This window comes from Candidatus Doudnabacteria bacterium (assembly GCA_037200925.1).
In the GTDB taxonomy this organism is placed as follows: Bacteria; Patescibacteriota; Doudnabacteria; order UBA920; family O2-02-FULL-48-8; genus JBDTSL01.
Window position 1 is genome coordinate 913,016 of the sequence record JBBCGO010000001.1, and the last position, 21,743, is coordinate 934,758.

General features: G+C 47.1%; 22 protein-coding genes and 4 tRNA genes. 19 read left to right on the forward strand and 7 right to left on the reverse strand.

Going from position 1 to position 21,743, the window contains the following annotated elements:
• Positions 1 to 12: 12 nt before the first annotated feature.
• Positions 13 to 273, forward strand: a complete 261-nt coding sequence (locus tag WDN47_05220; protein MEJ0021939.1) for a hypothetical protein — start codon at positions 13 to 15, stop codon at positions 271 to 273.
• An 11-nt stretch (positions 274 to 284) separates the two neighbouring features.
• On the opposite strand, the gene thrS is transcribed toward WDN47_05220, so the two are convergent.
• The gene (gene thrS, locus WDN47_05225; GenBank protein ID MEJ0021940.1) at positions 285 to 2,093 is read right to left on the reverse strand and encodes a threonine--tRNA ligase; all 1,809 of its coding nucleotides are present in this window, start codon (positions 2,091 to 2,093) and stop codon (positions 285 to 287) included.
• Positions 2,094 to 2,267: 174 nt separating this feature from the next.
• Positions 2,268 to 5,690, reverse strand: coding sequence for a DNA polymerase III subunit alpha (gene dnaE, locus WDN47_05230; protein MEJ0021941.1), 3,423 nt, complete (start codon positions 5,688 to 5,690; stop codon positions 2,268 to 2,270).
• 80 nt (positions 5,691 to 5,770) lie between these two features.
• On the opposite strand from dnaE, the gene WDN47_05235 reads away from it, so the two are divergent.
• The 4 genes from WDN47_05235 to WDN47_05250 are packed head-to-tail and all read left to right on the forward strand — an operon-like array spanning position 5,771 to position 8,858.
• Positions 5,771 to 6,613 (forward strand): hypothetical protein, encoded by an 843-nt coding sequence (locus WDN47_05235; GenBank protein ID MEJ0021942.1) that lies wholly within the window; start codon positions 5,771 to 5,773, stop codon positions 6,611 to 6,613.
• Complete coding sequence (gene rodA, locus WDN47_05240) at positions 6,610 to 7,713, forward strand: rod shape-determining protein RodA (protein ID MEJ0021943.1); 1,104 nt, start codon at positions 6,610 to 6,612, stop codon at positions 7,711 to 7,713. The genes WDN47_05235 and rodA overlap by 4 nt, the downstream gene beginning before the upstream one ends.
• Before the next feature lie 46 nt (positions 7,714 to 7,759).
• Positions 7,760 to 8,116 carry a hypothetical protein gene (locus WDN47_05245; GenBank protein MEJ0021944.1) on the forward strand — a complete coding sequence of 119 codons (357 nt, stop codon included), beginning with the start codon at positions 7,760 to 7,762 and terminating at the stop codon, positions 8,114 to 8,116.
• Between the two features lie 40 nt (positions 8,117 to 8,156).
• Positions 8,157 to 8,858: a 50S ribosomal protein L25 gene (locus WDN47_05250; protein ID MEJ0021945.1), complete on the forward strand. Its 702-nt coding sequence runs from the start codon at positions 8,157 to 8,159 to the stop codon at positions 8,856 to 8,858.
• Positions 8,859 to 8,860: 2 nt separating this feature from the next.
• Here the strand turns inward: WDN47_05250 and WDN47_05255 are convergent, their stop codons facing one another.
• The 3 genes from WDN47_05255 to rpmE all read right to left on the reverse strand — a co-directional run bounded on the left by WDN47_05255 (position 8,861) and on the right by rpmE (position 11,131).
• On the reverse strand, positions 8,861 to 9,769 hold the full coding sequence (locus tag WDN47_05255) for a HemK/PrmC family methyltransferase (protein ID MEJ0021946.1): 909 nt from the start codon (positions 9,767 to 9,769) through the stop codon (positions 8,861 to 8,863).
• Positions 9,766 to 10,821: a peptide chain release factor 1 gene (gene prfA / locus WDN47_05260; protein MEJ0021947.1), complete on the reverse strand. Its 1,056-nt coding sequence runs from the start codon at positions 10,819 to 10,821 to the stop codon at positions 9,766 to 9,768. Before prfA ends, WDN47_05255 begins: the two co-directional genes overlap by 4 nt.
• Before the next feature lie 61 nt (positions 10,822 to 10,882).
• The gene (gene rpmE, locus WDN47_05265) at positions 10,883 to 11,131 is read right to left on the reverse strand and encodes a 50S ribosomal protein L31 (protein ID MEJ0021948.1); all 249 of its coding nucleotides are present in this window, start codon (positions 11,129 to 11,131) and stop codon (positions 10,883 to 10,885) included.
• Positions 11,132 to 11,319: 188 nt separating this feature from the next.
• Here rpmE and WDN47_05270 point away from each other — a divergent pair, with 188 nt between their 5' ends.
• The 3 genes from WDN47_05270 (at position 11,320) to WDN47_05280 (ending at position 12,828) form a co-directional block, all read left to right on the forward strand.
• The gene (locus tag WDN47_05270) at positions 11,320 to 11,883 is read left to right on the forward strand and encodes a hypothetical protein (GenBank protein MEJ0021949.1); all 564 of its coding nucleotides are present in this window, start codon (positions 11,320 to 11,322) and stop codon (positions 11,881 to 11,883) included.
• Between the two features lie 17 nt (positions 11,884 to 11,900).
• Positions 11,901 to 12,197, forward strand: coding sequence for a hypothetical protein (locus WDN47_05275; protein ID MEJ0021950.1), 297 nt, complete (start codon positions 11,901 to 11,903; stop codon positions 12,195 to 12,197).
• A gap of 76 nt (positions 12,198 to 12,273) precedes the next feature.
• Positions 12,274 to 12,828, forward strand: coding sequence for a hypothetical protein (locus tag WDN47_05280; GenBank protein MEJ0021951.1), 555 nt, complete (start codon positions 12,274 to 12,276; stop codon positions 12,826 to 12,828).
• 133 nt (positions 12,829 to 12,961) lie between these two features.
• On the opposite strand, the gene WDN47_05285 is transcribed toward WDN47_05280, so the two are convergent.
• On the reverse strand, positions 12,962 to 13,636 hold the full coding sequence (locus tag WDN47_05285; GenBank protein MEJ0021952.1) for a hypothetical protein: 675 nt from the start codon (positions 13,634 to 13,636) through the stop codon (positions 12,962 to 12,964).
• 213 nt (positions 13,637 to 13,849) lie between these two features.
• On the opposite strand from WDN47_05285, the gene rpsB reads away from it, so the two are divergent.
• The 5 genes from rpsB to WDN47_05310 all read left to right on the forward strand — a co-directional run bounded on the left by rpsB (position 13,850) and on the right by WDN47_05310 (position 16,413).
• A complete protein-coding gene (gene rpsB, locus WDN47_05290) occupies positions 13,850 to 14,581 on the forward strand; it encodes a 30S ribosomal protein S2 (GenBank protein MEJ0021953.1) in 732 nt (243 codons plus the stop codon).
• Positions 14,582 to 14,603: 22 nt separating this feature from the next.
• Positions 14,604 to 15,191 carry a translation elongation factor Ts gene (locus WDN47_05295; GenBank protein ID MEJ0021954.1) on the forward strand — a complete coding sequence of 196 codons (588 nt, stop codon included), beginning with the start codon at positions 14,604 to 14,606 and terminating at the stop codon, positions 15,189 to 15,191.
• Between the two features lie 2 nt (positions 15,192 to 15,193).
• Positions 15,194 to 16,075, forward strand: coding sequence for a tetratricopeptide repeat protein (locus tag WDN47_05300; GenBank protein ID MEJ0021955.1), 882 nt, complete (start codon positions 15,194 to 15,196; stop codon positions 16,073 to 16,075).
• Between the two features lie 39 nt (positions 16,076 to 16,114).
• Positions 16,115 to 16,188, forward strand: a tRNA-Thr gene (locus WDN47_05305).
• Positions 16,189 to 16,326: 138 nt separating this feature from the next.
• A tRNA-Tyr gene (locus tag WDN47_05310) sits at positions 16,327 to 16,413 on the forward strand.
• Positions 16,414 to 16,484: 71 nt separating this feature from the next.
• On the opposite strand, the gene WDN47_05315 is transcribed toward WDN47_05310, so the two are convergent.
• The gene (locus WDN47_05315) at positions 16,485 to 17,891 is read right to left on the reverse strand and encodes a hypothetical protein (protein ID MEJ0021956.1); all 1,407 of its coding nucleotides are present in this window, start codon (positions 17,889 to 17,891) and stop codon (positions 16,485 to 16,487) included.
• Between the two features lie 146 nt (positions 17,892 to 18,037).
• Here WDN47_05315 and WDN47_05320 point away from each other — a divergent pair, with 146 nt between their 5' ends.
• From WDN47_05320 to WDN47_05345, 6 genes are all read left to right on the forward strand, one after another.
• A complete protein-coding gene (locus tag WDN47_05320; GenBank protein MEJ0021957.1) occupies positions 18,038 to 18,478 on the forward strand; it encodes a response regulator in 441 nt (146 codons plus the stop codon).
• A 208-nt stretch (positions 18,479 to 18,686) separates the two neighbouring features.
• Positions 18,687 to 19,415 carry a HAMP domain-containing sensor histidine kinase gene (locus WDN47_05325; protein MEJ0021958.1) on the forward strand — a complete coding sequence of 243 codons (729 nt, stop codon included), beginning with the start codon at positions 18,687 to 18,689 and terminating at the stop codon, positions 19,413 to 19,415.
• 57 nt (positions 19,416 to 19,472) lie between these two features.
• A tRNA-Thr gene (locus tag WDN47_05330) sits at positions 19,473 to 19,548 on the forward strand.
• Positions 19,549 to 19,591: 43 nt separating this feature from the next.
• On the forward strand, positions 19,592 to 19,747 hold the full coding sequence (gene rpmG, locus WDN47_05335; GenBank protein MEJ0021959.1) for a 50S ribosomal protein L33: 156 nt from the start codon (positions 19,592 to 19,594) through the stop codon (positions 19,745 to 19,747).
• A 16-nt stretch (positions 19,748 to 19,763) separates the two neighbouring features.
• Positions 19,764 to 19,837, forward strand: a tRNA-Trp gene (locus tag WDN47_05340).
• An 82-nt stretch (positions 19,838 to 19,919) separates the two neighbouring features.
• A complete protein-coding gene (locus WDN47_05345) occupies positions 19,920 to 21,683 on the forward strand; it encodes an ABC transporter ATP-binding protein (protein MEJ0021960.1) in 1,764 nt (587 codons plus the stop codon).
• The last annotated feature ends 60 nt before the right edge of the window (positions 21,684 to 21,743 follow it).

Below are 21,743 nucleotides of genomic sequence, written 5' to 3' on the forward strand. Positions count from 1 at the left end.
TCTGGAGGATCAATGGAGGATCAGCCTGAGAATAAGGTGCAAGACTGCTGTTTATTTTGCTTCCGGCCAATCCCTCAGGAATCAGTGGAATCGATCAGTACTCCTAACGGGGTTTTCTGCAACTTCGGCCATCAGGTGAAACTCGCAGGCTACCTCTATATCTGCGAACTGGCGACAAAGGAGTCGCAGAAGTATCCAAAACACGAGGTAGACTTCGGGCTCGCGAATGCATATTTGATCGAAATGCTTGCCGCTTCTAAGGCCAAAGCCTAGCAGCGGTTTTTTTATTCGCGATTTTGAATTTCACCGGAAACTTTTTTGATGAACTTATCCGTTTTCATCGCACCCAGATCTTTCTGATTCCGGGCGCGGACAGCAACGGACTTTGCCGCAACTTCTTTTTCCCCCACGATCAGCATATAAGGGACTTTTTCCATTTCCGCATCGCGGATCTTTTTGCCCACGGATTCATTTCGGTCATCGAGTTCCACCCGGATCCCGTTTTCTTTTAACTCTTTCAAAACCGTCTCGGCGTATTTATTTTGTTTCTCTGTGATTGGCAGGATTTTTACCTGGACAGGGGAGAGCCATACAGGAAAGGCGCCCGCATAGTGCTCGATCAGGATGCCGATGAATCTTTCAAGCGAGCCGTAGATCACGCGGTGAATTGCAACCGGAGTTTTTTTTGTTCCATCCGCGGCCGTATATTCAAGTTTGAACCTTAACGGCTGCTGGAAATCTAATTGGATCGTACCCATCTGCCATTGCCGTCCTATCGCATCTTTCATTAAAATATCGACTTTAGGGCCGTAAAAAGCACCATCTTTTTCTGCTATGGTAAATTTTTGGACGCTTTTTTTAAGAACATCTTTAAGAGTTTTTTCCGCTTTGTCCCAAGTTTTGATGTCACCCATAAAATTATCCGGCCGAGTTCCTATTCGAAATGAATATTCCAGGCCAAAGATCGAATAAAATTTTTCAACTATTTCAAATATTTCTTCGTATTCTTGTCCGATCTGGTCCTCGCTCACAAAACAATGCGCATCATCCTGCCTGAATTCTCGAACACGCAACAAGCCGTTCAGCGCTCCCGAAATCTCATTTCGATGCAATGTATCCGTGTCGGATAAGCGCAGCGGCAGATCTTTGTAACTTCTGAGCTGGGATCCAAAAACAACCATGGCATTCGGGCAGTTCATCGGCTTCAGGGCGTATTCTTCGTTGTCTTTTGTTTTAACAACAAACATATCTTCCCAATAATGTTCGTAGTGGCCGGAAGTTTGATAAAGCTCTTTTTTATTCAGAAGAGGGGATACGATCTCTTGATAGTTGCGCTTGCTGTGTTCAAAGCGCCAAAAGTTGACCAGTTCGTTGTACATGATCACACCTTTGGGCAGCCAATAAGGCATGCCCGGAGAAGTGTGGTGGAACATGAACAACCCTAATTTAGGTCCTAATTTTTTATGGTCCCGTTTTTCCGCTTCTTCCTGCATTTTTAAGTATTCTTCCAAATGCAACTTAGTTGCAAATGCTAATCCGTAGATCCTTTGCATCTGCGGATTTTTTTGGTCCCCGCGCCAGTAGGCGCCGGAGATTTTAGAAAGTTTGAAACTTTGCGGATCTATCTCGGAAGTATTTTCCACGTGTCCGCCGCGGCACAGGTCAGTGAATTTTCCGGTTTTATACAAACTGACCTTTTCAACTTTTTCGCTTGATTTTTTTTCACCGGCTAAACTTGCCTCGGAGTTTAAAATTTTATCAGCTTCGGTCGTGCCAAACTTCTCAATATCTTTGATCAGTTCGATCTTAAACGGCTGATGAGCTTGATCAAAATAAGTTTTGGCTTCGTGAGTAGTCAATTCCTGCCGTTCGAAAGGGAGTTTTGATTTGACCAGTTCGCGCATGCGTTTTTCGATTTTCGCAATATCCTCGGGAGTCAGGGGGCGGGGGAGCAGGAAATCGTAAAAGAAACCGTTCTCGATCACAGGCCCGACGCCTAACTGGGCTTTCGGGAACATTTCGATCACAGCACTGGCTAAAATGTGAGCGAGCGAATGGCGGATGTTATGCAATTTTTCATCACTGATTTTCATAGATTTTGGTTAAAAAATACCCAAACGTCCTATGACGTTTGGGATCCTCGCGGATGGTTCCACCCAATCTTTGCTTCATTTTTTCCGTAACGCCGGAATTGTGCGGAGAACTCCATGGTTGGTGGCCATTTCTGCGTTCTCAAAACTTAAATAGATTATATAGCTCCCGGCGGTTTAGGGCAAGTTCGAGCCAAGAAGCTCTTTGATCTTCGATTTTAGTTCCTCATTCAGGTCTATCCGGAACGGCGTTTTGATCTTTTGCTGGTCGATCATAAGATTTACATTCAGATCGCCGGGAGCCGATTCAAACAGCTGTTTTAATTGGCCAAACAGTTCATCGGATGCGGCTGTCGGAATTTTGATAGTGACGGATGATTCTTGGGAAGGAGCTGTGGTTTCCGCGAACAGTTTTATCGTGTCAGCCAGAAATTTCGGCTCGCCGTCCTTGTCCGACATCTTGCCGGTCATGAGCACGATCTTTTCCGCCACGATAAGATCCTTGAACTGGCTGAATAAATTTGGAAAAACGATGACTTCTATTGTGCCGGTGGTGTCCTCCAGATCGATAAACGCCATTTGATCGCCTTTTTTTGTAAGAATTTTCTGGACCCTGGTAATAATTCCGCCAATGGTAGCGGTTGGTGTTCTGTTTTCTATGACTTGTTTGATAGATAAGGCCGATCTTTGCAATTTTGCAGCGTGTTCGGCAAGCGGATGAGAGGTAACATAAAGCCCCAGCAGTTCTTTTTCCCAAGCCAAACGTTCCCGCTCGGTTGCCGGTTCCACGTCGCGCAACTTCAATTTTGCATCAGGGATAAAATTTTCGCCAAATAAACTTGTTTGATTGTCAGCCGCCGCTTTTTGCAAATTTCGCGCAAACTCCAGAATTATTTCCGTATTGGCCAAAAGCTTGTTGCGCTCTCCCAAAGCGTCCAAAGCGCCTGACTTAGCCATTGCTTCCCAGGATTTTTTGTTGAAATTGCGCGTTTGCACCCGTTTGACGAAATCTTCGACGGAAGAAAATTTCCCGCCGGCTTTCCGCTGTTCGATAATGATGCTGATGATATCCGAACCTAGATTTTTGACGGCAGTCAGCCCGAACCGGATATTGCGTTCGTCTATGACCGTAAAGTTGGCCAGGCTTTCATTCACATCCGGTGGCAGGACCTGGATGCCCATGATTTTGCATTCTTCAACCGCTTCGGCAATGGTTTCCATATCGCCTGATTCGGCCGTCATCAGGGCGGCCATGAATTCCACGGTGTAATTGGCTTTCATGTAAGCCGTTTGGTAGCTGACAATGCCGTACGATGCGGCGTGGGCTTTGCCAAATCCGTAGGCCGCAAATGGCTCGATCAGTCCGAACAGCTGTTCCGCCCGGTAAGGCTCCATTCCATTTTTTACGCATCCTTTAATGAACTTTTCTTTTTGTTTGGCCATCTCAGCAGGGATCTTTTTACCCATAGCTTTGCGGAGTTTATCCGCTTCTTCCCACGAATAACCGGCAATATTAACAGCCGTTGTGAGTACGTCGTCCTGATACACCAGTAATCCCAGCGATCTTCCAAGATATGCCTGCATGCGCGGATCGAAATATTCGATCTTGCTGCGCTTATGCTGCCGGGTAATATATTCAGGAATGATCCCCATTGGGCCGGGGCGGTATAAAGCGATCATGGCCATGATGTCGAAAATGCTTTTTGGTTTTAGGTCCATCAGGTACCGCGTGATGCCGGACGAGCCCATTTGGAATACGCCGAATGTGTGGCCTTCGGACAGAAGTTTGAAAGTTTTTTCATCCGGATGAGGAAGATTTGCGATATCGATCTGCACTCCCTGTCTTTTCTCTGCAATTTTTACCGCGGCTTCCAGGGTGGACAAATTGCGGATGCCTAAAAGATCGAGTTTGACCACTCCCAATGCTTTTTCGCCGCTGGCATTGACGTCCAATGCGTACATATCGTATTGCGTGATGACGCGTTCGCCATCCGGTTCTTTTTGCAGCGGCATGTAGTCAGTCAGTTCGGTCGGGGTAATGACAATGCCGGCGGCATGCACAGAAGCGTGCCGTGCATTACCCTCCAGTTTTTTGGCAATGTCGAGGATCTTTTTTGTTTCCGGATCTTTTTCGTAAGCGGCTTTCAGGTCGGTATTTAAGTCCATGGCTTTGTCCAAGGTCATATGAAAACCCTGTTTGCCTGTAGGGATCATTTTGGCGATCTGGTCGCATTTGCCGTAGGCAACGCCCAACGCCCGCCCGACATCCCTTACCGCGGCTCTTGCCATCATAGTCCCGAAGGTAATGATCTGTGCGACTTTTTCAGCTCCGTATTTTTTTGTGATATAAGAGATCACTTCATCGCGGTGGTTGTCGGCAATATCCAGGTCGATATCGGGAGGAGTAGGGCGGTGTTCGGTTAAAAATCTTTCGAACGGCAGTTCATAATAAAGAGGGTCTACATTTGTAATGCCTAAGATGCGCCCGACAATGGACCCGGCCGCGCTTCCTCTGGTATTGGTGATGGCGCCAAGCTTATGAGCTCCTTCGACCACGTCCGCGACCATGAGAAAATAAGTGTCAAATCCTTTATTGATTATAATATTAAGCTCGTAATCAATTCGTTGTTTGATATCATCGGGGACAGCGCCATCCTTGCCGTAAAGCGGCAAAGCGCGGGCGTAAGTCAGCTCCCGCAGGTACTCGGCAGTTGTTTTGCCCTCCGGCACCTCAACTTTAGGAAAGTATCTTTGATTGGTTAAAATTTTAAGATTGCATTTTGCGGCAACCAAGGCCGTATTGGCCACGGCTTCGGGCAGATCCTTGAATCGTTCATACATTTTTTCCTCGGTCTTAAGCGACAGGTCGTATCCTCGCATATCCATGCGGTCCGTATCAGAAGTAGTCCTGCCCGTGCCGATGCAGAGCAGAACATCCTGCGCTTCAGCATCCTGCGGTTCAATATAATGGCAGTCAGCGGTGGCGACCAGCGTCAGATTTTCAGCTTTAGCCAAAGCGGCAAGTTTTTGGACCAGTTTTTTTTCATTGGCGTCGGGCAGGCGGCTGTTGCGCTGGATCTCAATATAATAATTATCCGGCCCGAAAATATCCAGGTATTTTTGCAGGATTTCGCGGGTTTCAGAATCGGATTTGTTCATGACGGCCCGGGCCAACTCGCCTCGCTGGCAGCCTGATAGGGCAATCAGCCCCTCGCTGTGTTTTTTTAAAACCTCCAGGTCAATCCGGGGTTTATAGTAATAGCCGTCGATATGGGCTACGGTCGTAAGTTTTAAAAGATTTTTGTATCCTGCCTGATTGGCCGCCAGCAGAGTCAAATGAAAATAGTCAGAATCAATCTTGCCATTTTTTTCTTGCAATGTCCGCGGGGCTACATAAGCTTCAACGCCGATGATCGGTTTGATCCCGGCTTCTTGGCATTTATTATAGAATTCAATGGCGCCGTACATCACCCCGTGGTCGGTCAAAGCCAAACTGTCCATGCCGAGTTTCTTGGCGGTGGATACCAGTTCGTTTATTTTCGGCAGTCCATCAAGCAGGGAAAAGTGCGAATGGACGTGCAAGTGAGTGAATTTGGACATAAGTAAGTCCATTATGGCAAAAGTCGCGTTACAGCGCAAAAAGTGATATAATTAGTCAAGATTTAAGACTTGAAACAAATATGGCACTAACGGATAACGACAGGATTCAGGAGTTATTTCTGGTCGTCGGCGACAAACTCGCTCCCGTGAACAAAAAATGGTGGTATGCCCTGGTCATTTTTCTGATCGTGCTGATCCCGTTTTATTATTTGGCGAAATATTCCTTCGTACAACTGATAATGAGCGGATATCATGCGCCGGAAATAGTTTATACTGCGGGGATCCAGGAATCTTTACAGATAATCGACAAGAAAATTTTTATTCTTGCGCCGAACACATATTCAGGTTACGTGAAAATAAAAAATATCAATCTGGAATGGGGAGTGCCCAGCCAGGATTATACGGCGGAATTTAAAACTTTGGGCGGGACCAGTATTGCAAAAATAAGCGATTCAACGTTTATCCTTCCGGCTTCCGAAAAACTAATCGTTTTTCCGCGTTTTACCTCACAAACCAAACCCGATGAGATCGACGTGACTTTGGGTGAGACGCAGTTTATCCAAAAACCCGATGTGACGGTCAATTATGAACTTCAACGCGTGAATCTTCAGAATAACCCCGCAGGCTTTTCTATGACGGCCGGGATAAAAAACACAATGGCTTTCACGGTCGGGCAGATCGATCTGCCTGTAGCTGTTTACGACAGCAATAATAATATAGTTGCCGTCAATTTTACGACCATTAACGATGTTCTGTCCGGTGAAACCAGGACATTCACATATTCCTGGCCGGGCGCAGTGGCCGGCGCAGTCCGGGCGGAGATCAATCCGGAGATCAATATATTTGACCGGAATATATTTTCGCAGCCCGCCGGAGTCTCGCCATTCGACAGTTCAACGCAGCCCGCGCCCGCATCTCCATGAGAAATTGGTTTGCGAATTTCCGTTATTTTGACCTTTATATTTTCGGCAGCAGCACTCTGCTGCTGATTTTGGGTTTGCTCATGATCTATTCCACCACGCTTGCCAGCCCGACCAATCTTCTAAGCCATCAGCTGGTGTTCGCCGTCCTGGGATTTATTGCGATGTTCCTGCTGGCTTTTTATGACTACAGAAAACTTAAAAAGAGTACGGGGTTTTTCTATGTCCTGATCATATTAAGCCTGCTGCTGGTGTGGTTCTTGGGCCATAATGTCCGCGGATCGACCCGGTGGATCGATCTTGGGATCTTCCGCGCCCAGCCGGCGGAGTTTGCCAAACTGATAATGGTTGTGATCATGGCCAAATTCCTGGATCAAAGCGGCGAAAAATTGAAAGACATCAGGTATGTTCTCCTGTCGGCTGTTTATGTCAGCATTCCGGCAATACTGGTCTTGATCGAGCCGGACCTGGGTTCGGCCCTGGTTATTTTTTTCACCTGGCTGGGCATGCTGCTGTTCTCCAAGATGAATAAAAAACATTTGGGCATCCTGCTTTTAATTGCCGTCCTGGTTTCTTCCTTCAGCTGGTTCTTTGTGCTCCATGATTATCAGAAAAACCGCATTTATACTTTTTTGGACCCGAGCCAGGATCCGCGGGGCAGCGGCTATAATGTCCTGCAATCAATAATCGCCGTAGGCTCAGGCAGCATTACGGGCCGGGGAGTGGGCAGGGGGCTGCAATCCCAGCTGAAATTCTTGCCGGAGCGGCAAACTGACTTTATCTTCGCTTCTACTGCAGAGGAATTGGGCTTGGTGGGAAGCCTGTTCATCCTGAGCATGTTCGCCATATTGTTTTTCGGCCTGGTCCGGGCGATCAAGCATGCCAGGGATAACTTCGGAATGTATCTGACCCTGGGGATTTTTTTCATGCTATTGTCGCAAGTGCTGATAAATATCGGCATGAATGTCGGACTGCTTCCCGTCACCGGCATTCCTTTGCCGCTTTTAAGTTACGGCGGATCCTCACTTCTGACCACTATGGCGGCACTGGGATTAGTGCAAAGCGTTGTGGCCCGCCAGAAGGCTGTGAAGTTCGGCAACTGATCTTTGGTTGACGCCAAAAATATTAGCCCTTACAATATAAGCATCTATGCCGAAGTTTGATTTCAACAAAATCGTCCAGTGGCTGGCTTATATTTTGAAGTGTCCGGTTTGCGGGCACCAGTATACGCCGGAACAAACCAAGATCATTGATACGGGGGAAGAAAAACCGCTTTCCGGCCGCAGCCTTCTGGTCCACACTGACTGTGACCGGTGCAAAAGCTCGGTGGTATTTTCCATTGCGATTGACGGACCCGAGATCTTTTCCATCGGCATGGTGACAGACCTGACCAGCCAGGATACATCCAAATTTAAAAATGCCAAACCTATCACCACGGATGAAGTTTTGGCTACTCACGAATTTTTAAGGGGTTTTGACGGGGACTTCAAATCTGCTTTGAAATAGCTTTGACCTATTCATCAGAAGATGTTATTATATTGCGGCTATGGAAAATATTGCAATTGAAGCGACCAAACGAACTATTTTGGGCAAACGGGTAAAAACATTGCGTCAGGCAGGAAAGCTGCCCGGCATTTTGTATGGGCACAATACAGAGACAGCAGAAATCGAAATTAAGGAAAAAGATTTTTCCAAGGCATTTAAGCAGGCGGGTGAATCAACGCTGGTCAATCTGGTTATGGACGGCAAAACCACGCCGGTCTTGATCTACGATGTCCAGCACCACTATCTGAACGGCCAGCCACTGCATGTGGATTTTTATGCCGTGAACATGACCGAAAAACTGAAGGTCCGCGTGCCAATCCAGTTCACCGGCGAATCGCAGGCGGTAAAGGGCTTAGGCGGGACTTTGCTTAAGAATCTTTCCGATGTTGAGGTGGAATGTTTGCCGGCTGATATTCCTAAATATTTTGAAATCGACATCAGTTCGTTGAACACATTTGAAGATGCTATCCGCATCCAGGACCTGAAAGTCAGCGACAAGGTAACAATTCTGGCTAAACCGGATGAAGTGATCGTCAATGTCGCGCCTCCCCGAACCGAAGAAGAGATGAAAGAATTATCCGAAAAACCGGTTGTTGAAGATGTAACCTTGGTTGAAGGGGTATTAAAGCCGGAAGAAACTCCTGAGGCAGTAGCAGGGGATGAGAAGGCTGAGAAGCCGGAGAAAAAAGAAGAGAAAAAATAGCTTTAGCTTATAGTTGATAGGTTTTGTAGAATTGCAAACCTCTCAAATCCGGATAAATCTTTATAAATTTTTGTTTCAAAAGCTGGTAAATATTTTTTTACCAGCTTTTTGATTGCCGGGCCGTGGGTCTCGCCGATCTCAAGGAAGAGAAATTGAGGCGCTCTTGTCATCCCGGACTTGATCCGGGATCCAGATAAAGAACTTTTTGTCTGGATTCCCGCTTTCGCGGGAATGACAAAAGAAATTTGCTTGAAAAGCTCTTCCAATAATCCGAGTCCTTTTTTTTCCGCGATTAAAGCTTGTTTCGGTTCAAACTTGGTTGATGCGTCAGTTTCTTCAGCCAGGTAAGGCAGATTGGCCACAATAATATCGAAATGCTGTTTTTTCCACGGGGTCAAAAGCGAGCCGTGTTTGAAAATAATTTTAACTTTATGCTGTTTGGCATTCTTTTTTGCTATTAATAAAGCGGCTGGTGAAATGTCCGAGGCGAAATATCGATTTTTTGACCCAAGTTTTTTTGCCACGCTTACGATAATATTTCCTGAGCCGGTCCCGACATCCAGAATGTTTAAGCCGTTTTTGATGCCAATAGTCTTCATGGCCAATTCCACCAGACCCTCGGTTTCGGGGCGGGGGATCAATACGTTTTCATCAACGTAAAAACCAAGGCCATAAAATTCTTTTTTTTTGGCCAGATAAGCAACAGGCCAGCCCATCAGCCTGCGGGTTAGAAATATATGAAATCGTTTTTCCAGCTTCTGACTGACCGTTTGGCCGGGATTGGCAAGCAGATATTCTTTGGGCTTATCCAAGACATGCGACAAAAGCACTTCCGCATCCAGATCCGGGGAAGCGCTTTTTGATCTGGATAATCTTTTTGCGGCTAAATTTAGCAGTTCCCGAACCGTCATTTTGCAATTGATTCCAATTGCCGTTTCTGGTCTTCGGCGATCATGGCTTGGGTGATTTGTTCCATGTTTCCTTCCATGATCGTCTGGATCTGGTTCCAGTTTTGGTTGATCCTGTGGTCTGTGATGCGGTCCTGGGGGAAATTATAGGTCCGGATCTTTTCCGACCTATCCCCGGTGCCGATCTGGGATTTACGTTTGTCGCTTAGTTCCTTTCTTTTGCGCTCTTCCTCGAGCGCGAGCAGGCGGGCGCGCATGACATTCATCGCTTTTTCTTTGTTCTGTGATTGAGAACGCTCGTCCTGGATGACCACGACAATTCCGCTTGGAATATGCGTTAAGCGGACAGCGGAATAAGTGGTGTTTACGGATTGCCCGCCGTGGCCGGATGACGTGGTAGCTTCAAATTTGATATCTTTCGGGTCTATCTTAAAATCAACTTCTTCGATCTCTGGCATGACCGCCACGGTAACAGTTGATGTGTGCACTCGCCCTGATTTTTCCGTTTCCGGGACCCGCTGCACCCGATGTACGCCGGATTCGTATTTAAATTTACTGAAAGCCGCGCGGCCCAGGATCTCAAAAATGATCTCTTTGAACCCGCCGATAGAGGTGCGGCTGGAAGAAAGAACGACGATTTTGTACTTTAACTTTTCCGCGTATTTTGAATACATCCGGAACAATTCGGCCGCGAACAGCCCGGCCTCATCGCCGCCGGCACCTGCGCGGATCTCCACGATAGTGTTTTTTTCATCATATGGATCTTTGGGCAATAAGGCCTGCCGCAGGCTTTCGGCCAGTTTTTCACGCTCGGATCGCAGGGTAGGGAGTTCTGAGGCAGCCATGTCGGATAATTCGGACCCTTCGGCAATCATTTTTTCATGCTCAGCGATCTCGGTTTCCAGTTTTTCCAGCCGGTTGATCTTCTCGATCATAGGCAAAAGCTCGGATTGCCGTTTCCCTAAGCTCGCCAGTTGTTTGCGGTCAGTGGTTTGAGAAAGCTTTTCCGAAATATCGCCGTATTCTTTTTTGATATGGTTATATTGGAGTTCCATAAAGGTTTAAACAAAAAACAGGCCTTAATATAATTCTATATCAGTAGCCTGTTTTTGTCAGTTAAGCAGCTGCGAGTTTTTTGCTGATGCGCTTAGATTTCATTTCTGCAGACTTGGTGCCGCGTTTCTTGAATTTATCGATCGTGCCCGCCACATCAAGCAGGTTTTGCTTGCCGGTATAGAACGGATGGCAATTTGAGCAAATTTCAACATGCAGTTCCTGTTTGGTGGAACCGGTGATAAAGGTGTTGCCGCAGGCGCAGACGACTTTGGCATCAGTAAAATAAGTCGGATGTATGTCTTTTTTCATAACTACAAAATTATATCGCAGATTGACAGAAAAGTCAACAGGGGATATGATTGTATGTCAAAAGGAAGGAGGACACATGAAGTTGGTGTATGCACTTTTTGGGCTAGTGGCACTTCAATGTGTCTTTCTCGTCTGGAGCCTGATCAAACAGCAACTACGCCGCAACCAAAGGTCAAAGAGGTGAGTAGATGAACACGCAACTTGAACTGATGCTGAAGGTTTGGGAGAGGCTGAACAACGAAGTGCTCCAGTACATGCGCATGCTGGACTATTGGATAATGTTCCTGATCGCGCTGCTCGTGTTCCTCATCTACGCTTCGCGACAGGAAGGTTATCGCGATTTCATTGTCTGGGCCGCTGTCACGGGCGCTATTACGCCGGTTTGGATCGGCAGGATAGACGTGCTGATTCACAGGCCGGTGCCGGCCACGATCGCGATCGAAGAGGAGATCAATGAATACCTGAGGCGCGATCCATCAGGGGAGCGGTTGAGGGAGGAACTGAAGCTTGGTCCGAGGTTTAAGACCTGGGAAAATTACTACAAACCCGGACTCAAGACCGGCGTCAAGATCCTCGTCCCTTTGGATGCTGTTGCGCTCGTGTTCCTTCTTTTCCTGTTCGCGCATGCCAACAACCGCGCGGCTCAATTCCTTGCGGACACAGGCTGGTCGGGCGTTTTCTGGTGGGGGTGCTGGGTCGTCTTTGTGTGCGGCGTCGGCATAATTGCCGCAGCCAAACCACTGGCGGAGTGAAGCTGGGAGGAAAAAACGTGACGCTGATCCTGGTAATATTGGCAGCCGCTGCAGGTTTCGCGGCCGGAATACTGTACCGCCATTGGAATCAGTTGCCGGAGACTCGCGAACTTGGGGTATACCGCACCTGGCTCTGGCGGTCAGACATGAATGACGGCCCGATCAATCAGCCCGGAACAAAGTTCAGATTCAGCCTCGACGGCCGCAAGAGCATCTGGTGGGCGCAGGTTAAACCTGACGGCAGCGTAGGACCGGGAGAACTGGTGGCAGAGCCGCTCCCTTATCTGGAAGGTCCGCCAGTCGCGATCCATTAAGCCCTCCGGGCAATCCGGTCGGCTTCTTTTTTTGGCTAATTTTGCTAGAATGTAATGAACTTCAGCAGGAGGATCCATGAAGCCTAAGACCAAACCTTTGCATGAGTTTGAAATAGCGCAGTATGCCGTGTATATGGCGCTACAACAAATGCAGAAAGAGATAGAAACCGGAGTTGAAGGATTCATTTCAAAATATCTTCGGATCTGCGGCGCCTTGGCGGTTGCGATCATTCTCGCGTTTTGGATGGGCGGTGCGATCCATCCGATCCGGTGGGGGTTGGTCGGTCTGAAATGGACAGCGATCGCGTACTGCACGCTGATCCTGCTTTGGACCTGCAGGGTTAAATTCTTCATCAACCGGGACCGCCGGCGGGGGATAAGCGAAGTCAGGCGTTTAAAGGCACTGCTTCGGAGGTGCTTGTTCAAAGGCAAGTGCCTCAATCGCCGCACAAAACTGCATCTAGCCAGAAATTATTTTGTCTGGTACGGACTGGGAATGTTCGGGAATCCCGGCCTTGCCGTCTGGTTGTATGTGATCAAAGCCAGAGCTTTCGTTTGTTGCTACTTTTTTCTGTTCACCGGCCTGTTCCGGCTGCGGAAACTGGATCAGCAAAATGCAGCCAATCTGTAAGATTGGCTTTTCTTTTTGCTCAGTACCTAAGTCATGAGCATGCTCATGACTAAAACACGGTCAGCTTAGTTCAGTCAGGTTTTTTACAAAAAAAAGAACGGTTGCATATGTACAACCGCTCGAAAAAGAAGCGTCAGAGACTGGGAACTGCGATGATCTTTCCATCAACCTCGATCAGATCCTGCAGTCCATCCCAGCCGTAGAAGTACTCGGATTCGATGCCGCGCCGGCCAATATAGATGACCTTGAGAAACGGGTCGGCGCCCAGCCTATGGACCTCAAATTCGGCTTGGGGAAGTTTGTGGCAGATCCATTTCATCAGCATCAGCCCCGGATGAGGGATATCCCGGTTGCGATGAACCGGGCTGATGGTCCACTCATAATTAACCGTGCGTGCCGCCGCCGTGTCCAGACCGCTTTCCGCGTAGGAGAACGCGACTAAAGCTGCGACCGAGAGGATGAATCCCGCAGCCGGATAGAACGTGAGCGATGTCCATCCTAGGCTCGCGAAGTTCGTTGTGAGGTGATCAGCAACCAGGGCCAGAATGCCGATCACGATCCCGAGAGCTGAGCCCAAAGCAGTCCACATGATCGCACAGCAGAGCTTATGGATGCCGGCCAGCAGGCGTGGTTGTGCCACGGCCATGCGTTCAGACCAGCAGGCGGCGGCCAGCGCCTCTTGCCGTACTTGGGCTTTGTACGCTGACACGGCGTCAGGTGAGAACACGGTGATCTGCAGATCTTCCAGGACGTTGGCCAGGGTCGGAGTCACAAGAACAGGTCGCGCCGCAAACACAGCAGTTCCCATACCGCCTCCTTGAGAAAAGTTAAGATTATTTTATCATAAGCTGGTTTTGGTTTCCATTTCGTCTTGCCTTGATCTTGGTTTTATGATAGAATCTTTGGGTTATTAATCATACATGTTCTCCTGATGTATTTGGGGCCTGTTTTAAGGTTCAAGACAATGAATCCTTAAGATCCCAAAGCAAATGACGGGAACAGAAGTATAAAGGACATAATTATGAAACCCATCACTCTGATGGATATGTTGAAAGCCGGAGTCCATTTCGGCCACAAAACTTCTTTGTGGAATCCGAAAATGGCGCCTTTTATTTACACTCAGCGCAACAACATCCACGTCCTGGATCTGGAGAAGACCAAAACCAAGCTTGCCGAGGCTTTGAATTTTGCCAAAGATACGGCAAGCCGGGGCGGCATAATTTTGTTTGTCGGCACCAAGCGGCAAGCCAAAGAAGAAGTGCGCAAAGCGGCCGAAGTCTGCAATATGCCGTACGTGGTGACCCGCTGGCTGGGAGGCACATTTACGAATTTCCGCACTATCCAGCGCACGATCAAGAAAATGGAGCGCTACGAAAAAATGATCGCAGACGGCGAGATAAAGAAGTACACCAAAAAAGAGCAGTTGATGATCGCCCGCGAAGTTACGAAGATGAAAACATTTTTTTCCGGCATCAAAGACATGAAGAAACTGCCGGAGGCGATATTCGTGCTTGATTCCAAATACGATCACATTCCGGTGGAAGAAGCCCGCCAGTCAAAGGTCAAGATCATCGGCCTGGTGGATACGAATGCCGACCCGACCAACATTGATTACATGATCCCGTCAAACGACGATGCAATTAAGGTTATTACATTCATGGCACAGGCTATGGCTGATGCGATCAATGAGGGACGGGCGACTATGGCCCAAGCCATCATGACGCAAACCGAAGGCGCGGCCGTTGCGAAGTAATAAATAATAAAGTAAAAATCATATGAAAATTACACCAGATGATATAAAAAAATTAAGAGATGATACCGGCGCCGGTATGCTGGACGCCAAAAAAGCTTTGGAAGCATCAGAGACTTTTCATGATGCAATAGTTTTTTTGCGCAAGAAAGGCCATGCCACGCTGGCAAAAAAATCCGACAGAGTCGCCAAAGAAGGCCTGATCACTTCCTACATCCACGCCGGCGGCAAAGTAGGCGTTTTGCTGGAGCTCAATTGCGAAACGGATTTTGTGGCGCGTAATGAGGAATTTAGGGAGTTGGCCAATGAAATATCTCTCCATATCGCGGCTGCGTCGCCGCTGTACGTTTCGCGCGAACAAATTCCGGCCAATGCCATAGATAATGAGAAACAGGTATATCTGGAGCAGGTAAAAGACAAACCTGAGAAGATGAAAGAACAGATCGTGGCCGGCAAGCTTGAAAAATACTATGAACAGGCGGCTCTCTTAGACCAGTCGTATGTTCGGGAGCCTGAGAAAAAGATCAAAGACCTGATCGCGGAAAAAGTCGGCAAGCTTGGTGAAAATATCCAGGTCCGCAGATTCGCCAGGTTTGTCCTGGGGGCGGAATAATCATGATCTTATTTATCGCAATTTTATTCGTCGCTTCAGTTCTCGTGATCGTGAGCATGTTTTTGGTAAAGCTCGCGCAACTGAACCAGCGCCCGGTGGTGAGGGTCAAACTTGCAGGCGTGCCGCCGAATTATTATGAGACTTTATGGCCTTATTTCAGACAGAAGCTGGTATTTATCGCAAACAAACTCTGGCGGTTCATTCTAGAGGCAAAAGACCTGACTCCTGCCGCCACTAAAACCCTGCAAACTTCGGTTGCGAAAGCCAAAAATGTTTTCCGCATCCGCATCCGTTCTTCGGCCTCAGAACCGCAATGGCTTCCGGAAGCGGCGGAGTTGAGCATTAAGCCGACCGTATCTCAGAATCCGGAAGATCTTTATCTGGAAGCGATCAAAAAAAATCCGAACGACAAGCAGGCTTATGAAGCTTTGGGCCGCCTGTATCTGCAGAACAAGAATTATTCTGATGCATCGCAGACCTACGAGTATCTGACCAAGCTCGATGCCGGCCGCGATATCTATTTTTCGAATTTGGGATTGGCATATTACTCTCTCGGCGAATATCAGAAAGCCGCGGCATCTTATGAGAAGGCGCTGAATATCAACAATAAAGTCGCGACCCGCTGGATCAACCTGGCGCTTTGCTTTGAAGCTCTGGATGAGTTCACGAAAGCGGTGAAAGCCATCACGCAGGCTTTGGTACTGGACAAGCTGAACGTGAATTACCTGATGCTTCTGGCGGATACCTACATCATGCTTGATAACAGTATCCGGGCAGAAGAAGTTTTAGAGCAGATCATGTCCATGGATCCCATGAACAAGCCGGCTCGCGAGAAGCTGATGAAACTAAAAGTAAAATATAAAGGGGTCGGGATAAAGTATTAGGGTTGGAAAAAGTTCGTAAATTTGCTAAAATGTTCTATTGCCCCCTTAGTTCAGTGGCAGAACAACAGTTTTGTAAACTGTAGGCGGTAGTTCGATTCTACCCGGGGGCTCCAGAAAAATCTGTTGCGAATAACACTTCACAAAACATGAGGCGCAGCGTAGCGAGCACATGTTTTGTGAAAAAAGGAGCAGTATGCCGACCGCAGCACAATCGCTTATGCGATTTGCGAAGGTTCGGCCAACTGCGACGCGGGCAGGTAGCGAAGTGGTCAAACGCGGCTGACTGTAAATCAGCTGGCCTTGCGCCTTCATAGGTTCGAATCCTATCCTGCCCACCAAGAAAAATTCCTGACCTTGTGTCGGGAATTTTTCTTTTTGTTGCATGAAGGGATTCGAACGGGTTGAAATATTAGAAACTGATTTGAAAAGTCGGATTATCCATGCTTGTCCAATCATTTCCTGTGCTGCCGCCCAGGTCTTGATTTTTTAAACCTACTGAATACAATATTTTTTTTGTTGCCGAATATCGGATAGGCTGATGGTCGAATGGATCCTGCGGAACTGCAGTAAGATATTGAGGGACAAGCTCTGCGAGCGTATTTGGAAGCTGGCCTTTGTCCATTTCATATTCCTTGATAGCCAGTTCAATTTGGGCGACGTTGGCAATTAGATCATTCTGGCATTCTTTTGTTACCACACTTCCTAACGAAACAGCGAATGTGGAAAACAAATTTTTGCCGATAGCATTTTCAGCAAACGGCAAGTTTCGGCTCGAAATATCGACTGCAAACTGACTCAGAGTAGTGTTCAGTTGTTGGTTTGATTCAGCTAAATCGCATTTCACTCCGATTGCTGCAACCTGGGAATTATATAAATTTGTAAATAAATTTTTTGTTTGATTAGGTTTGTAGTAGTAACCATATTTGGCGTATTTAGCATAAGCAAAAGAACTGACGTCTCCATCTTTTACCGTCTGAGTAATTTGGTTGGAAATATTCGTATAATCAAACCGGAAACCATCCTTATAACCCTCTAAATTATTACTGCTGTCCTGAAGGGTTGTTCTGACCGTTTCTAAAGTTTGCTTACCCGGATTATTAAAAGGCAGAATCCGCAGGATCGTTTGGGAGCCTAGTTGTCTTATTGCCAGGCCGACCAGAACTCCGATGAGGCCATTGTGGCCATTGATAATATTGTATCCGACTTTATTTAGTTTCGCGGCTTCCAGCAGAGCTTCATCAGGTTTTCCCTGAGCTGACAGTGATAAGGCTTTAATGGCTTGAAGTCTTGCTGCGCTTCGCCAGGTATTCGTCGGAGGCTCGGCAGTATTGGGATTAATGTTAATAGGATTCGCATAATCCGGGACCTGAACGTGACCTTTACCGGCGGCGGCATCAAACAAGCTCAAGGCTTGCTGGTTTTGACTCAGCACCTGATCTACCAAGTGCTGATCCCATTGCACGGGTTTGGTGAAGTCGGTATATTCAAGGTCAAAGGCGATTTTTTGGTCATTGCTCGGCACGTTGATCATCGTCGGCGTTATTTTATTTAGATCATAAAAACCGTTGTCAGCATCCGGCACTGAAACTTTTTGCAGTGTCAATTGAGAATCGTCAATCAATGTTGCATCACCGGGATGCAATACAGTTAAAATGAACGGCAAGAAATAAATCCCTGCGCCGATCACTATTATCAGAATAACCAAAATCATTAGGATTTTTTTCCATAGTTTCATTTTGTGCTTCGGCGGAGGCTGAAGGGGAACAGAGGCAACTGTCGGGGATTCGGCTAATTGGTTTTGATTGTCATTTTCCATATTTTTGTTTCGTTTACATCAATTATGATTATTTGCTTAATTATAGCTCTTGATTGGTCATTAAACAAGTAATTGCGTGCATTTTTCCGTTTTTTGACGAATGTGCTATAATGTTGGCAATCATTATAACCACTAGAGATAAAAATATGAGCGAAAAAAAGACCAAGATCTTAATTGTTGAGGACGAGGAAATTCTGCTGACTGCGCTTTCTGAGGAATTGACTCAGGAGGGATTTGCGGTTGCGGGAGCCAAAGACGGGGTGGAAGGTGTGGAAAAGGCCGTATCCGAAAAGCCTGATTTGATCCTTTTGGATCTGGTCATGCCGCGTCTGGACGGGATCGGAGCATTAAAAAAAATGAAAGAGAACCCGGTAATCAAGGAAATTCCTGTGGTGATCCTGACCAATTTGTCGGATTACGACAAGGTTTCAGATGCCCTGTCTTTAGGCGCCATGGATTATTTGGTAAAGGCCAATTACCGTTTGGATGAATTGGTGAACAAAATTAAAACAGTGCTTGAGCGAAAGCAATCCGGTGTGCTTACAGCGCCGGTTCAGCCGCCCCCGGCTCCGCCGCCAACCGCCTAAGTTTTTGCGAAGCCTGTTTTATTCCGTTTGGTTCAGTTTTTTAAGTTAGGTTTTTCAAACTTGGCGGCAAAAGCCGGAATACTTAAAAACAATGGCGAATGCGCATCTCTGAATCAATTCAATTTTTTTCTTGTCGACAATCTATAGTGTGATTGTCTTTGTTTTTATCAGGGAAATTAAAGCTTGACGAAATGATAGCCACAAAATAATGCCAGAATCAAAAAAACCCCGAAAAAAACATCACAAGGATATCCAGTCAGATTTTATTAATCTGACCTCGCACCAGCTGCGCACTCCGCTTTCCGGAAGCAAGTGGCTTTTGGAGCTTTTGCAGAAACCGGGCACCGGGAGCCTGAATAAAAAGCAGAGGGATTTTTTGGAAAAGATCAATATCGAAAATGAACGCATGATCGCTTTGGTCAATGACCTGCTGGAAGTCACTCGCATTGAGGCCGGACAAACCAAGCTTTACCTGCAGCCCACGGACTTGACCACGGTCATCCGAGGATTGATCAAAGAAAAAGGAAAAGAAGTCAAGAAAAAAAGGCTGCAGATCGTTTTTACCATGCAGCAAAAGCCTTTCCCTCTAGTGCGCACCGAAATGAATAAGATCAGGCATGCCATGTCGAATCTGCTTTCCAATGCCATTGCATATACGCATGAAGGCGGAAAGATCACAATCGACCTGCAGGTACAAGACGGCATGTTGCTGGGAACGATAAGCGATACCGGAGTTGGTATTCCCAAAGATATGCAGGACGAAATATTTACCAAGTTTTTTCGTGGCGCGAACGTCACCAGCCTGGAAACAACCGGTACGGGTTTGGGGTTGTATATTTCCCGGGCTTTTATTGAAGCCTCCGGAGGCAAACTCTGGTTTAAATCAAATGAGGGCCAGGGCACCACGTTTTATTTCACGTTGCCGATAGTAAGATAGGCCGGCTTGATTTATCTGCTGATTTTTGCTATAGTATGCAGGCAAGTTTTAAATTTTGCCCAGGTAGCTCAGCTGGTAGAGCAACTCCATGGTAAGGAGTAGGTCCGCGGTTCAATTCCGCGCCTGGGCTCCAGGAACGCCAATCGTTTCCAGAATTTTAGATTAGAAAGGAAATCATGTCACAAGATAACCTGATCAGTATGGAATGCTCAATTTGCCACCGTGTAAATTATCATTCCAGAAAAAATAAAAAGCTCACTCCCAGCCGTTTGGCTTTGGAGAAATTTTGCCGGTGGTGCCATAAGCATACCGAGCATAAAGAGACAAAATAACAGGGCGATTTTTGTTGGGGGCATAGTGTAACGGTAGCACAACGCTCTCCAAAAGCGTTTGTTGAGGTTCAAATCCTCATGCCCCTGCCAAAAGTCGCTCTGGCTGAAACAAACAATCGTTAGCAATCGTCTTATTAATTGGCGGCTTTTATGTCGCGATTGATACTTTAATATGCTTAAAACCCAGAATTTTCGAACTAAAGATACATTCCGTATTTTTTGGCGGCATGCCAGGGCATATCCCTGGCTGATTTTGGTATTGTCCGCATCATTGCTCGGCGCCACAATTGCCGAAGTGTTCGGGCCTTTCTTCTACAAACAGCTTTTCGACCTTTTGTCGGCTTCGGGATCTCTGCCCGCGCTTTTGGCTGTTGTTCTGAAGATATTAGCGGCTGCCTCCCTTGCCTGGTTCTTTTGGAGGATCGCGACTTTCGCAAACAATATGTTCCAGCCGGCCGTGATGCGGGATTTGGTCAACACATGTTTCAACTATCTTCACGACCATTCTTTTAATTTTTTCACCAATAATTTTGCTGGTAGCCTGGTAAAAAAGATCGGCCGGTATGAAAGGGCATTCGAGGATATAACCGATCAGATCTACTGGAGCCTTGCGCCGACAACGCTGAAAATTTCCATCATTGTCGGTATTTTGTATTTTGTACGGCCGGTATTTGCTTTGGCGGTTCTCGTCTGGTCGGCAGTTTATATTATTTTCAGCATCTGGTTTGCTTTTTACAAGCTTAAGTATGATGTAGAAAATGCGGAACTGGACACGGAGGTCGGGGGCAGACTGGCGGATACGATAACCAACAACGTTAACGTTAAATTGTTCGGCGGATTTAATCGGGAATCGAAATCTTTTGAACAATTAACCCAAAGACAATACAAAATCCGAAAATGGACTTGGGATCTGGGATCCATCAATGAGGCTGTTCAGGGAGCTTTGTTTGCGATCCTGGAATTCACGCTTCTGAGTTTGGCGGTGCGGCTTTGGAAGCACGGATTACTGACGCTCGGCGATTTTGCCCTGCTCCAAGGCTATATGGTCCAGATGTTCGGCAGGCTCTGGGATCTGGGCCGGCAGATAAAGAACATTTATTCCCGCCTGGGTGATGCGGAAGAAATGACTGAGATCCTTCTGACCCCGCACGAAATCCAGGACAAGCCGAATGCCCGCAAGCTTAAAATTGCAGGCGGCAAGATCGATTTTAAGGATGTGACGTTCGGCTACCACAACAGGCGAAAAATCTTCCAGAATTTCAATCTTACGATTACGCCCGGGGAACGCGTGGCCCTGATCGGGCCTTCAGGCGGAGGCAAGACCACCATCGTGAAATTGTTGTTCCGGTTCTTTGACATCCAATCCGGCCAAATTATGATCGACGGACAGAATATTAGCCGCGTCACCCAAGCAAGCTTAAGATCCGCTATGTCATTAGTGCCGCAGGAGCCGATTCTTTTCCATCGTTCGCTGTTTGAAAACATAGCCTACGGCAACCCGAATGCCACCCGCGATGATGTGATCAAAGCTGCCAAATCTGCTCATTGCCACGAATTTATAGTTAAATTTCCGGAACAGTATGAAACTTTAGTGGGCGAACGCGGTATCAAACTTTCCGGAGGCGAGCGCCAGAGGGTGGCTATCGCGCGCGCGATCCTGAAAAATGCGCCGATCTTGGTTTTGGATGAGGCCACAAGTTCCTTGGACTCGGAATCGGAATACTATATCCAGGACGCTCTGAAAAACTTGATGAAAGGCAAAACAACGATCGTGATCGCGCACAGGCTTTCCACCATCATGCAAATGGACAGGATCATTGTCATCGAGAAAGGACGTATAAAAGAAGAGGGGAGACACGAAGAATTGCTCAAAGTGAACCAAGGCACATATCAGAAGCTTTGGCATATCCAGGCCGGGGGGTTTGCCAAAGCCTAGGGAATGTGTTATGCTTTATATGCAAAATATTCTAGGATCAAGAAATTAGTCGAGTTTCGC